Origin of the sequence: Terriglobus sp. (genome assembly GCF_965201105.1) — a bacterium.
Taxonomy (GTDB): Bacteria; Acidobacteriota; Terriglobia; order Terriglobales; family Acidobacteriaceae; genus Terriglobus.
This window is the reverse complement of sequence record NZ_OZ241741.1, coordinates 4,025,259-4,037,663: the sequence shown is the minus strand read 5'-3', so window position 1 is coordinate 4,037,663 and position 12,405 is coordinate 4,025,259. Positions and strand designations below refer to the sequence as shown.

Genomic DNA, 12,405 nt, shown 5'->3' with positions numbered 1-12,405 from the left:
CTTCGAACAGGCGGCAACATCGCCCTCAGCAAAGAGGAATCACCATGCCATTGCACCCACTGGAGCCGTTAACCGCGGACGAGGTCAGGGAGGCGGTACGCCTGTTGCAGTCGTCCGCCGAATTCACGCCCACGACGCGCATCATCAGCATCAGCCTGCTTGAGCCCGCAAAGGCCGCGGTCTATGCGTGGCCGCAGACAGCGAAGGAACGCAGGCGTGCGGAAGCCGTGATCTTTGACAATGCGCGCAACACCGCGGCGAACGTCCGCTTGAACTTGAAGGCTGAACGCATCGAACTGTGGGAGCGCGCCGCCGAAGGTTTGCAGCCGACCCTTTCAGTGGATGAGCAGGTCGAGTGCGAGCAGGCCGTACTGAGGAGCGAGGCCTTCCGGGACGCTCTGATGCGGCACTACGGTGTATCTGACACAAGCCTGGTGATGGTTGATATCTGGAGCGCCGGCAACTACGGTGCCGAGGAAGAACGCACGCGACGCCTGACGCGGCCCCTCTGCTTCCTGCGCAGAGATGCGACCGATAACGGCTATGCGCACCCGATCGAGGGTATCCGGCCCGTGGTGGACCTGAACACGATGGAAGTCATCCGCGTGGAAGAGTACGGCGAATGGCCGCTGCCGCCGGAAGACAGTCAATACTTTGAGGAGCGCATACCGGAGAAACGCACCGGCATCAAGACCCTGGAGATTACGCAACCGGAGGGGCCGAGCTTCACGCTGGAAGGCAAGCAACTGCGCTGGCAGAACTGGAGCCTGGTCGTCGGCTTCACGGCACGTGAGGGTCTAACGATTCACGATGTACGCTACCAGGATCGCGACCGGGTCCGGCCCATCCTGTACCGGGGATCGCTGACGGAAATGGTCGTGCCGTATGGCGATCCTGGTCCGACGCAAGTGCGCAAAAACGCATTTGACGTAGGCGAGTACGGCATGGGCATGTGCGCCAACAGCCTGAAGCTTGGCTGCGACTGCGTGGGCCACATCGCCTATTTGAACGCCGACCTGTGTGACAGCCGCGGCGGCCAGCTCAAGATCGAAAACGCCATCTGCATTCATGAGGAAGACTTCGGCATTCTTTGGAAGCACACGGACCGCCGCCATCCGGAGCACCCGGAGGTGCGGCGATCGCGGCGGCTGGTCGTGTCGTCCGTCTCGACCGTGGAGAACTATGAGTACGGCTTCTTCTGGTACTTCTACCAGGACGGCAACATCCAGTTTGAAATCAAGCTGACGGGCATTCTTTCACTTGGCGCTGTGCATGATGGCGAGAACCCGAAGTACGGCACAGTGATCGCGCCGCTGCTATATGCGCCGAACCACCAGCACTTCTTCAACATGCGGCTCGACTTTGGCATCGACGGCCCGCGCAATACCGTGCAACAGATTGATGTGGTCGTGAGCCCGGAAGGCGATGACAACCCGCAGGGCAACGCCTTCTTTGCTCAGAAAACGAATCTTGCGCGCGAAAGCCAGGCCTGCGGCAATTTGAACATCGAGACATCACGCACATGGAAGATCGTGAATCCGAACTCGCTCAACAGAATGGGCGAGCCGGTCGGATACAAGTTCTTCGGCGGCGACAACGCCGTGCCGCTGGCGTCGCCAAAGGCGTGGTGGCGCAAGCGTGCAGGCTTCGTGGATCATCATGTGTGGGTCACACCGTTCGACGCAAAGGAGCGTTTCGCGGCGGGAGACTACCCGAACCAGAGCACCGGCGGCGACGGCCTGCCGGCGTGGATCAAGCAGGACCGCAACATCGAAAACGAGGACGTTGTGTTCTGGTATTCGTTCGGTCACACGCACATTCCGCGGCCTGAGGATTACCCGGTGATGCCGACGGCGTACATCGGATTTCTGCTGAAGCCGAATGGCTTCTTTGAACAGAATCCCGCGAACGATGTGCCGTCGACCTCCGCCGCAAAATCAGCAAGCAAGAACGCATGCTGCCACAGTTAGCTCTCTCCGCTGCGTTCACAAATCATCGGCTCAGCCGCCAAGATAAAAGACGATTGCATAGCGAGCGGCAGATTCAGCCGTGGAGGGTCATCACTTTGCGTGGACACGATCACTGCGGAGATGCGCTCTAATTGCGCTGGAACTTCGAGCCGGTCTTCAGCGCGTCGATCTTTTTGCGAAGCAGGGAAGTACGCGCCACCGCGGTGGACTTGCGAATGACCAACTCCGTTTCGATCACGTACTCATCGCCGCGGTTGCGTTTCTGCTTCAGCAGTTTGTTCAATGCTTTGAAGGATGTGATGCCAAGCTCTTCGCGCGGCACGCGAATCGTGGTGAGTGGTGGTCGCGCGAGAAACGAGAAAGCAATGTCGTCAATGCCGATGACCGAGATCTCGCCCGGCACTTCAATGCCGGCCTGCTCGAGTGCGGCCATCACGCCCATCGCGATCAGGTCGCTGCCGCAGAAAATCACGGTCGGCGGCCGCTTTGTCGATACGATCGCCTTCACCGCTTCCGCCGCCGCGTCCAGGTTGTAGGCGCTGTGCGCGACCGGGTCGGGATCAAGACCGCGCTGCTTCAGTCCCTCGACCAATGCGTTCTCAATGTTCGCGGCCGTTTGATTCGTGGGCGGACCAGCGATCACGGCCACGCGCCGGTGTCCAAGCGAAGCAATGTGCTCAATGGCCTGCGACAGGCCGCGCCCATAGTCGATGGTGATGTTGCTGAGCAGGCGGTCGGGCGTGGACATGTTGCTGAGCACCACCGCAATGCCCTCCTGGGTGAGTGACTGGATCACCTCGCCGTCAAGGGAAGACGTCATCACGGCCACGCCGCGCACGTCGTTCTCAATCAGCTTGCGAACCACCGACTTCGTGCGCTCCGGGTTGTACTCCGTGTTGAGCAGCAAAACGTCAAAGCCGCGGTCCCACGCTTCAGATTGAAAGCCGCGAATGATCTCCGGGAAGAACGGGTTGGCGATCTCAGAGATGACCAGGCCGAACAGGTCGCTTTTGCCGATGGCGAGCCGCCGCGCGTGCACGTTGCGGTGGTAGTGCAACTCCTTCACGGCGGACATGACACGGTCCGTGGTTTCAGCGGAGATGTAGGGATTTTTGCTCAGGACGCGCGATACGGTCGCGGGCGAAACGCCTGCCCGCTTTGCAACATCGTGCATGGTATGAGCCATCTTGCTGTTCTACCTCTTCGTTCCGCGCACAACGAGTGTACAGGCAAGATGCTGCAATCAGTGGTTCATCGCACAGAGGCAAACATCGCTCGAAACGCGAACAGGTGCGGCCTCTTCCTGCGCAGGTTATGCCCCCGGAAAGCCGTTCTCTTTCAGGAATGCGTCGCGCAGCACCGGGTTGCGAAAGGCTTCCGTGCCGCCCGTGCCAAGCGTGCAAAGGGCGCCGGTGATATTGCCGGCGCGCGCGCACGTGCGCAGATCGTAACCCTGCAGATAGGCGGCAAGAAAGCCCGCGTCAAAGCTGTCTCCGGCGCCGATCGTATCCACGGGAGTGACGGTCAGGCCCGGTACGTCCCATATCTCGCTCTTATGGCGAACGCGGCACCCATGGCGTCCGCGTTTGACCACGATGACCGGCACGCTCTGCGCAAAGGTTTGCAACGCCTGTTCCAGCGAGACGTTGCCTGCCATGCGGCACAACTCGTCTTCGTTGGGCATAAAGATGTCCACAAGCGGCAGAAGATCGTGCAGCGGCGGCCCCCAGGCGTTCGCCGGGTCGTCGTTGGTATCAAGCGAGACAGTCAGGCCGTACGCCTTCAACTCGCGCACTAAATCACAGATGTCCGCATGCAATGCCTGTTGCAGGTACAGCGAACACAGGTGCAGGTGACGCGCCTGCGTCAGGGCCGTCGCATCCAGGTGCGCGCGCGCAAGCTGCGCAATGCTGCCGAGATAGGTGAAGCTGTGGCGGACGTTGCCGTGCGGCAGCAGAACCGTGACTCCCGTCGTGACTGCCGCGTCCATCCTCACTCGGCTCACGTCCACGTGCATGTGCCGGAGACGCTCGACCGCGATCCGGCCGAAGTCGTCATCGCCAGCAAGTGAATGAAACTGCACCCGCAAGCCGAGCGCGGCCGCATTATGCGCGACGATCGCGGACGAGCTGCCCAGCGTAGCGGCAAAGCCTGTGGCCAGCAGGTCGCGCTCTGTGGGCATTGCCAGCGGCAGGCCGTACAGGATCAAGTCAAGATTCAGTTCGCCTGCGATCGCAAGATCAAACGGCTTGGTCGGCGTCACCGCGTTCCCTCTCCCCGAATTGCAAACGTTTGCACAGGATAGCAGCGCCATTCACAATGGGCTCTGTGCGCGCTCGGTCATGACGCTGCACAGCGAGGTAGAGCATGTCGTCTTCATTGCGTACGCTTCTACGTGAAAAGCGCGGCCACCGTGGCATTTACTCCGTCTGTTCGGCCAGTCCGTGGGTGATTCAGGCAGCAATGCAGCAGGCGCTACCGGGTACCGACCTGCTCCTGATCGAGGCCACCTCGAACCAGGTGAACCAGCAGGGCGGCTACACAGGCATGCAGCCGAAGGACTTTGTCCGCTTCGTTTACTCCATTGCGCAAGAGGCGGGCTTTCCGGTCGAACGGCTGATCCTGGGTGGCGATCACCTGGGACCGAACGCCTGGCAGCATCTGCCGGCAAGCGAAGCGATGAGCCTGGCAGAGACGATGATGGCTGCGTATGCCGAAGCGGGCTTCCAGAAAATTCACCTGGATGCAAGCATGCGTTGCGCCGATGATCCGCCCCAGCTTGCAGATGAAGTCATGGCCGAGCGTGCAGCCCGGCTCTGTGCCGCAACCGAAGCCGCCGCATCGGATGCTGACACTTCGTACGTGGTGGGCACAGAGGTGCCGACACCGGGCGGCGCGAATCACTCGCTATCGACGTTGGAAGTCACCTCGACCGAGGCGGTCGAACATACGCTTGCCATGCACCAGGCCGCGTTCGAGCGAGCCGGCTTGCAGAGTGCGTGGGATCGCGTGATTGCCGTTGTCGTGCAACCCGGGGTTGAGTTCGACCACAACGCGGTGATCGATTACGCACCGGAGAAGGCTGCGCATTTGCAACACTTTTTGCAGGCGCATCCGCAGCTTGTCATGGAGGCGCACAGCACCGATTACCAACGGCCCGTTGCGTTTCAGAATCTGGTACGCGATGGCTTCGCGATCCTGAAAGTTGGGCCGGCTCTGACGTTCGCGCAACGCGAAGCGCTGTTTGCGCTGGAGGCGGTGGAGCAGTGGCTTGTGCCTGCCGCCACGCGATCGCATCTGCGCGCGACCGTCGAGCGCGCCATGCTTGCAAAGCCGAAGCAGTGGCAAACGTATTACCAGGGCACCCCGGAAGAGCAGGCGCAGCTTCGCGTGCACAGCTACAGCGATCGCGTTCGCTACTACTGGAACGAGCCGGAGATCGAGGCTGCTGTCGATCGGCTGATCGCGAACCTGCGCCGGACCCGCATCCCGGAGACCTTGCTAAGCCAGCACCTGCCGCAGGAGTACCTTCAGGTGCGCGGGGGCCTGCTAAATGCCGATCCGGCAGCGCTGGTGCACGCGCACATACGTGCCGCGCTCGACCCATATCGAAGAGCTGCACTGGGCATCTCTGAACCTGACCGGAGCTAGAGCCACGCCGCGCTGATTCACTCCGTAGCGCAAGCCGGCGCATCCGCGAGCCACGCTCCTCAACCCATCAGAGCAAGCAGGTCGTGCAGGCTTGTCTTGGCCTGAATCTGCGCGCCGGCGGGTACGCCCCTGCCGATCAGCACGGCCTGACCATAACCCGGGTGCCACGCCAGAAAATGCGCGCGTCCCGCCCCTGGCAGCCGCTGCAGGTTGACATAGGTCAGGTGCGCTCCCATCTCCGCGTCAACCAGCGATCCGGCTGGATCGAGCGGCGGCTCGGCAGTGGGCTGCGAAAGCCGCAGGTCCATGGAGGCCGACTGATTGCGCGGCGTGAACCGGGCCACCAGCGTGCGCGGCTGTGCACGACGCAGCACCTCGCGCGCGGTCCACTGCACAAACGTGGTCGCATACAGCTGTGTGCCGGAGCCGCCCACCAGCACGTCTGTCGCGAAGTCACGCAGCACCGGATCAGTCGCAGCGGGCAAACCCATCTGCTGGGGCGTCAGCGCGCGCATGGCATCGCGCATGCCTTCAGGGCCGCCCGTACCCTCGGCGTTGCGGGCGTCGTTCATCATGCGCAGCAGCTGCTGGCGCGCGGGCTGCAGTTCCGCGTAGGACAGGGTCGCCACCGGTAACTGCGCCGAAGGGATGATGCCGCCGGAGATGTGCCAATGCGCATACGTCTGCGGCGCCGCCTTCGCGCGGGCCGTCAGCCACGTGTCCAGAGCCGTAAGCCACTCGTCTGGAGACGCCGGGTCCCCCGCCCCGTCCACGGCCAGATAGTGCGTTCCCAGCGGACGCAATCTGCGAAACAGGGCGGGCGCGGCAGAGTCCGTGCGCAGGCGCGTGTCATACGCCACGACCACCGCGCGAGGCTGGGTCAGCGGGTCGTCCACAGACTCGGGCGGCACGACGAGTTTGGCGGCATTGCGGAACGCGGCAATCTGCCCGGAGCTCCACATCTCCGCCGTGATGCGCTCGACCCAAAGCGACGGCGCGGTCTCCCATCCGGATGCCTTGAGTGCCGGCGAAAGGCGCAATGCCGCAAAGGCATCCATGGCTCGCTGCATCTCTGCCGAGAGAGGTGGCTGCAGCGACTGCAACGTTGCCCGCAGCTCCTGCTGCTCGCGTGGAAAGATGCGCTCATAACGCTGCGCCTGTTGCAACAGCAGAGCCGCCAACGGCACCGGCAGCGAGCGCAACAACGGCAATGCCTGTGCGGCGAAGTCGCTCATCCGCGCACCTCCATTGCCGACGCCGTCACGACCGCAGCTCCGTTACGAGCCGGCCCTGCGCGCGCGGCGCGTCAGACCCCAGCAGCGACGCTACCGTCGGCGCCAGGTCAATCGATTCAACAGCGCGATCCACAATCGCATTCTGTTTCACGTTCGGTCCCAGCGCGAGCATCCACGTAGTGCGCGAAAGCGCATCGCCGGTGCGATGGTGTTGAAAGCCGTTGCCTCCGGCGTCCGCGTCGGAATCACGGCCAAAATCCGGCAGGATCAGCAGGTTGGTGCGGTCCTTATACTCGGGGTTCGACTGGATCATGCGCCAAAGCTCGGCGCAGATGCGGTCGGACCGCCGCACCGCGTCCACATACAGTGAGAACGCGCCCGTGTGCGCCACGTCAATGTCGTGCAGCGTGATCCACAGCAGGCTTGGTGCGGTCTCCTGCATGATGCGCTGGGCCACATACAGCGAAAGCTCGTCGGGACTGCTGAGCGTGCGTGCGTGGGCGGCAAAGTCCTGCACGCTCAGCTTCAGCATGCTTTCGATGCGGCCGGCTGGCAGCTCCTGCTGTAGCGAGACGGGTGCCTGGATCGGCGATTCGTAGTTGTCGGTAAGCAGGTGGTCCAAGCCGGAAAAGGCGGGCAGACCGTCGGGCCGCGCAAGCATGCGTTTCGGCAGTACCACCGTCGCGCCCTGGCCGCCGTACTGCGCATAAGAGCTCTGCCCGATGCGATTGAAACCATTGCTCGGCGCAACGACCCAGGCATCGGTTGCGGGGCGGTTCCTGCCCGCGCGGAAGTATTCGAACACGGTCGGATTCGCCGGCGAAACGTCCGCGAAGTTGTTGAACCGCTCGTACACCCCGGTGGCAAGCGACGCGGTTGCGACGTAGTGCCCCAGGATGCCGCGATTGACCACCTGCGTGAAGAACGTGCCCTGCGGCAAAAGTTCGTGGATCAGGTGCGGAATGTTCTCCTGGCCCTCGGGCGCGAAGGTCTCCTGGTCGCGCGCGCCACCTCCAAAGGTGACCACCACGACTTTTCGATTCGCCGCCGGTGCCGCCCAGGCCCGGCCAGCAAGCACGCTGGACGCAGAGGTGACCAAAGCGGAGCCGCAAAGCCCGCGCAGAAACTCGCGGCGGGTACGGCTTTGTTCGGCGGCAATGCGGTTCCAGAGCGAATGTTCCGGCATAGCGTTGGGATCGGCAAAGAGTTTGCAACGTGGTGGTGGCAGCGCCTGACGCGATCAAAGCACAGAGCCTGCCTCACGTTATAGCTTTGTAAGGGGACAATATCCGGTTTCGCACCCATGTGTCGAACTGGCGAATGGAGGGGGTACGATGAGCGATCTGCCCACACTGGAACTGCCCGCCGGTCACTCCCGGCTGCTGCTGCACTCATGCTGCGCGCCTTGCTCCGGCGAGGTGATGGAAACGCTCGTGCGTTCGGGCATCGACTTCACCATCTACTTCTATAACCCAAACATCCACCCGCGCCGCGAGTACGACCTTCGCAAGGATGAGAACCATCGCTTCGCACAGAAGCATGGCATCCCCGTAATCGACGCCGATTACGACATGGAAAACTGGTTCGACCGCGTAAAAGGTATGGAGCATGAGCCCGAGCGTGGCGCGCGCTGCACCTCCTGCTTCGACATGCGGTTCGAGCGCACTGCCTTGTACGCGCATGAGCATGGTTTCGACCTGATCAGCAGTTCCCTTGGCATCTCTCGCTGGAAAGATTTTCAGCAGGTGACCGGCTCGGGCGTGCGCGCCGCCGGCCGCTATGAAGGCGTGCAATATTGGGAGTACAACTGGCGCAAGATGGGCGGTGCCAGCCGCATGATCGACATCAGCAAGCGCGAAAACTTCTATCAGCAGGAGTACTGCGGTTGCGCCTACTCGCTGCGCGATACCAACTTGCACCGCATTCGGGCGGGGCGCGACGTGATTCGCATTGGCGAAATGTATTACGGTGAGGCGGAACCGGCGGAGTAATTCGATGACTGCGGCTGGTGGTCACAAAGCCAACAAGCCGCATCACACCAGCGCAGGATTTTGCAGGCAAACGCCTGCAGCATGTGGAGGCTCAGTTGGCGAATCCTTCTGTCACCACCATCACCATCGACGGGACGTGCTCCAGGTACAAAAGCTGATCAACAAGGTCGTCAACGACGGGTACGTCGCGACAGCGTGCTGGGTGGTGGAGAGAACGGCAAGCTCGCCACACCTCTTCCGGAAAACGGCCTTCCCTCCCCGCCCTATGGAACGCCATTAAGCAGATCGAACTTCTCTACTTCCACGGCCGCGCCAACCCCCACGGCATCGCCGTGATCGACCCACAAGCCGACGAATCGCTCTTCGTCTTTCTGGTCGCCCTGGCAAACGGCAGCCAAAAAGCGAAAGAACAACTTTCCGTGCAGATGAAAGCCTTGGCAGCAGCGATGGTGCCTGACGGCATGGTTTTGATGAACGCAGGCGGCACCGATCCGGACGGTAATGTTCAGGCTGCCAAGATGTCACGAATCGATTTCTATCTTCCAGGTCTGCTCGACGCTCTTACCCGTCTGGGTCTGAACGACACAGACATGGTGCTGCTTGCACTTGCGTGCGTTCGGACCGAGACCGGCAGTTTCAAACCAAAAGACGAGCCGGAGTACGATCTGAACACGACTGGAACGTACATTAACAACGCCACCGGTCAGCCGACCTGGAGTTCAAACGCAAAGACGATTCACAACGATCACAACCCTACCAGCCTAAAACTTCACCATGGCCTGCAAACGAAAAAGGTTGGTGAAGAAACTTGGCAGGAAAATGCTCAAAGTGTGAAAGGTGACATTTATCAAGGAAATCCGGGGCTGGGCAACACGCAGCCGGGGGATGGCTGGTATTTCCGGGGTAGAGGCTTCATTCAACTGACCGGAAGATTTCAGTACACGGCGGCGTCTCGACATTCGGGAGTTGGTGATTTATTTGTGACGAACCCGGATGCGGTGAACTCACAGCAATATGCAGGCGCAGCCGTTGCAGGCTACCTAAAAGCCAGTGAGAAAAACCTACGGAAAAATCTTCGCGACAGGGGATCTGATCGCACTGCGGAAAGCCGTAAACGGCGGCACATACGGTCTGACCGATTTTCAGACCGCATGGAATGCGGGCAAACGCCTCATTAGCGAAGACATAATTCAGCAGGCGCGTCATTCTGTGAGGAAAGCGAGAAGGGTAAAGAGGAAAGCTCCATGACGGTGTTCAGAAATCTAGTCGGCATTGCCGCCGCTTTTCTGTGTGTTCCGTCAGCATTGTTTCAGAGCTCTGGACCTCAGATCGACAATGGCAGATATATCCGATCCATAACGGCGACTCCGGACGGTTCGAATCTCGTGCTTGGCTTATATGAACCGCACGGAAAGAATTTTGCTATCTCACTCACTCCTCTATCCGGGCGAATCCTGTGGCAGCGTGAGTTTGAACCGATTCCGACAAAACTTGTTATGGGACCTGACGGCCATACGTTGGCCCTCGGCTTTGGTGGCGTTTTCGGAGATGGTCCCGGCGTCTTGATCCTGAATAGCACATCAGGCAAACAGGAGCAGGCGCTGGGGGCTGACGATAAGCTGGATTTTGAACCCGGGGCGATGTACAACACTTGGGGAAACGGCATCGTGGGCCTTGCGTTCTCTCCCGATCAGGGTCTTCTCTATGGTGTTAGTAACGACACGCTATTTGCATGGGACCTGAAGGCGCAACATTACCTTTGGGTACAAGACATTCCGGGGGTTTTTGAAACGCCGCGTGACCTCCATGACATTCTTCCGTACGGTCATGCCAGCGCGCTCGCCCTTTCGCCAGACGGCAAACAACTCGCTGCAGCGAGGACCGTGCTTCACGTTACCTCTGCGGGAAGTACACGTCCTGTACATTTCATCTCGCGTGGCAGTAAAGACATCCAGATGCTGTCGCCGGGCAGGCCAGTGTTCTCCTCGGACAACAAGGTCCTTGCAGCAGGGGATGCAGCGCCGCTGGACCGGCAGGGAAACAGGAGCTACGCCTTGGAGTATTGGGTCGGCAGCAACCCGAGAGGCACGCGCGTACCCGGCTGTGGCGGTGGCATCGCATGGACCGACCAGCCGGACATCTTCGGCTGCCAGGACACTGCGGGAGCACATCTGCGGAACATACATGACCCCACGAAAGACATCGGCGCTGCCGGCCCGCCCAGCGATCTGCCCATCCTGAAGGTTGGAAATTCGCTCTGGTCTGTCGCGTACAAGAATGGCGATTGGAAAGATGCAACGAAGCCGTTGCCGCTGACCTTGGTGGAACTCGGCACAGGCAAGCGACTTACGATAACACTACCGGGCCGGGGCAAGTAACAATGGATGGCTGGTGTGGCAGCCTCCTATTTAGCCCATGGCAAGAACGCGGAAGAGGAAACGGTCGTGAGCGTATCTGCTTGTTCATCGCGCAGAGTCCGCCTGGTGCTCGCGCTATTTCTGCAGAGTATTGTGGCGCTCTGCTGCCCCTGCGAGGATCGTGTCGAGCGGACCGTCCGGATGATCTCGGCCTCCGCGTCAGGTTCGGAACTGGTGGTCGTGCTGGCAGACGATGGCTCCGACAAGACGCCTACCGTTCTTGCGATTTCCGTGGCGAGTGGAAAAGTGCTTTGGAATCGTGACGATCTGCCGCTGGCGTATGGTGCAGCGTTCTCACCATCAGGCAAAACGATCGCCCTGGCGGTTGACCGGCCTCCGAAGAACGATTCCGTGGCACAGATCGTGGACGCTGCCAGCGGCAAGGTGCTGGAGAGTATTCGACAACAGGACGCTCCCGGGTATTTTCCGGCGAAAACGCAGGAAATTGCTTTCTCGCCGGATGGGTCGATCCTGTACGGACTCGGTGAGCAGTATCTTTACGCCTGGGATACGGTGACCAGCAAACTTCTGTGGACTCGCGAGGTGCCGGGCGGATCGCCCGACACGCAGACGGACACCGCAACCAGCTTTGCGCTCTCAGCCGATGGCCGCACGTTGGGATTAAATCGCTTCGGTCTGGTTTACCTACTGCAGGTCGGCAGGATGAAGCCAGGGTGGGCCACTGAGCTGCCGGGCAACATTAATAACGTGGGAGACCAGCCGGCGTTCTCACCCGATGGACGTTACTTCGTCACAGGCTTTGGATTTGGCTCCAGCTTCGCGGGTTCCTCGAGCCATTACCCGCAAGGCGGCCTGTTGTGGAAGCTGAACGGGAGTAAACCGATTCCGGTGAAGGATTGTGGAGGTTACTTTGCGTGGACCTACAATCCGGAGGTGTTCGTCTGCCAGAGCTATACCGGAACACACCTGCGCAGTATCCATGATCCGAACAAAGACATCGGCGCAGCATGCCCGATCAGCGATTTGCCATTTGTGAAGGTCGGCAACTCCCTCTGGGCCGCCGCATACAAGATCACCGACTGGAAAGACCCCAGCAAGCCCTTACCGCTTACCTTGGTTGAACTCGGCTCCGGCAAGCGCGTCACGATCACACTGCCCGGCCGTAGCGCAGGAAAGTAGA

General features: G+C 60.8%; 10 protein-coding genes. 6 read left to right on the top strand and 4 right to left on the bottom strand.

Annotated features, from left to right (window positions below; all coding sequences use genetic code 11):
* Positions 1–44: 44 nt before the first annotated feature.
* Positions 45–1,970, top strand: coding sequence for a primary-amine oxidase (locus ACOFKT_RS17720; protein ID WP_419805313.1), 1,926 nt, complete (start codon positions 45–47; stop codon positions 1,968–1,970).
* A 127-nt stretch (positions 1,971–2,097) separates the two neighbouring features.
* Here ACOFKT_RS17720 and ACOFKT_RS17715 read toward each other — a convergent pair whose 3' ends face one another.
* Both ACOFKT_RS17715 and ACOFKT_RS17710 read right to left on the bottom strand, forming a co-directional pair.
* The gene (locus ACOFKT_RS17715; protein WP_419805312.1) at positions 2,098–3,156 is read right to left on the bottom strand and encodes a LacI family DNA-binding transcriptional regulator; all 1,059 of its coding nucleotides are present in this window, start codon (positions 3,154–3,156) and stop codon (positions 2,098–2,100) included.
* Positions 3,157–3,282: 126 nt separating this feature from the next.
* Entirely contained in the window at positions 3,283–4,233 is a 951-nt protein-coding gene (locus ACOFKT_RS17710) for a carbohydrate kinase family protein (protein WP_419805311.1), read from the bottom strand.
* 104 nt (positions 4,234–4,337) lie between these two features.
* On the opposite strand from ACOFKT_RS17710, the gene ACOFKT_RS17705 reads away from it, so the two are divergent.
* Entirely contained in the window at positions 4,338–5,621 is a 1,284-nt protein-coding gene (locus ACOFKT_RS17705) for a D-tagatose-bisphosphate aldolase, class II, non-catalytic subunit (protein ID WP_419805310.1), read from the top strand.
* 59 nt (positions 5,622–5,680) lie between these two features.
* Here ACOFKT_RS17705 and ACOFKT_RS17700 read toward each other — a convergent pair whose 3' ends face one another.
* Both ACOFKT_RS17700 and ACOFKT_RS17695 read right to left on the bottom strand, forming a co-directional pair.
* A complete protein-coding gene (locus ACOFKT_RS17700) occupies positions 5,681–6,856 on the bottom strand; it encodes a hypothetical protein (protein WP_419805309.1) in 1,176 nt (391 codons plus the stop codon).
* Between the two features lie 25 nt (positions 6,857–6,881).
* The gene (locus ACOFKT_RS17695; RefSeq protein WP_419805308.1) at positions 6,882–8,042 is read right to left on the bottom strand and encodes a hypothetical protein; all 1,161 of its coding nucleotides are present in this window, start codon (positions 8,040–8,042) and stop codon (positions 6,882–6,884) included.
* 148 nt (positions 8,043–8,190) lie between these two features.
* Here ACOFKT_RS17695 and ACOFKT_RS17690 point away from each other — a divergent pair, with 148 nt between their 5' ends.
* The 4 genes from ACOFKT_RS17690 (at position 8,191) to ACOFKT_RS17675 (ending at position 12,404) form a co-directional block, all read left to right on the top strand.
* A complete protein-coding gene (locus tag ACOFKT_RS17690) occupies positions 8,191–8,847 on the top strand; it encodes an epoxyqueuosine reductase QueH (protein WP_419805307.1) in 657 nt (218 codons plus the stop codon).
* A 332-nt stretch (positions 8,848–9,179) separates the two neighbouring features.
* The gene (locus ACOFKT_RS17685) at positions 9,180–10,025 is read left to right on the top strand and encodes a hypothetical protein (protein WP_419805306.1); all 846 of its coding nucleotides are present in this window, start codon (positions 9,180–9,182) and stop codon (positions 10,023–10,025) included.
* Between the two features lie 66 nt (positions 10,026–10,091).
* Complete coding sequence (locus ACOFKT_RS17680) at positions 10,092–11,225, top strand: WD40 repeat domain-containing protein (RefSeq protein WP_419805305.1); 1,134 nt, start codon at positions 10,092–10,094, stop codon at positions 11,223–11,225.
* A gap of 66 nt (positions 11,226–11,291) precedes the next feature.
* A complete protein-coding gene (locus ACOFKT_RS17675) occupies positions 11,292–12,404 on the top strand; it encodes a WD40 repeat domain-containing protein (protein ID WP_419805304.1) in 1,113 nt (370 codons plus the stop codon).
* The last annotated feature ends 1 nt before the right edge of the window (position 12,405 follow it).

Coding starts and splice junctions, on each gene's coding strand:
- ACOFKT_RS17720 (WP_419805313.1), top strand. CDS start 45: ATGCCATTGCACCCACTGGAGCCGTTAACCGCGGACGAGGTCAGGGAG.
- ACOFKT_RS17715 (WP_419805312.1), bottom strand. CDS start 3,156: ATGGCTCATACCATGCACGATGTTGCAAAGCGGGCAGGCGTTTCGCCC.
- ACOFKT_RS17705 (WP_419805310.1), top strand. CDS start 4,338: ATGTCGTCTTCATTGCGTACGCTTCTACGTGAAAAGCGCGGCCACCGT.
- ACOFKT_RS17700 (WP_419805309.1), bottom strand. CDS start 6,856: ATGAGCGACTTCGCCGCACAGGCATTGCCGTTGTTGCGCTCGCTGCCG.
- ACOFKT_RS17695 (WP_419805308.1), bottom strand. CDS start 8,042: ATGCCGGAACATTCGCTCTGGAACCGCATTGCCGCCGAACAAAGCCGT.
- ACOFKT_RS17690 (WP_419805307.1), top strand. CDS start 8,191: ATGAGCGATCTGCCCACACTGGAACTGCCCGCCGGTCACTCCCGGCTG.
- ACOFKT_RS17680 (WP_419805305.1), top strand. CDS start 10,092: ATGACGGTGTTCAGAAATCTAGTCGGCATTGCCGCCGCTTTTCTGTGT.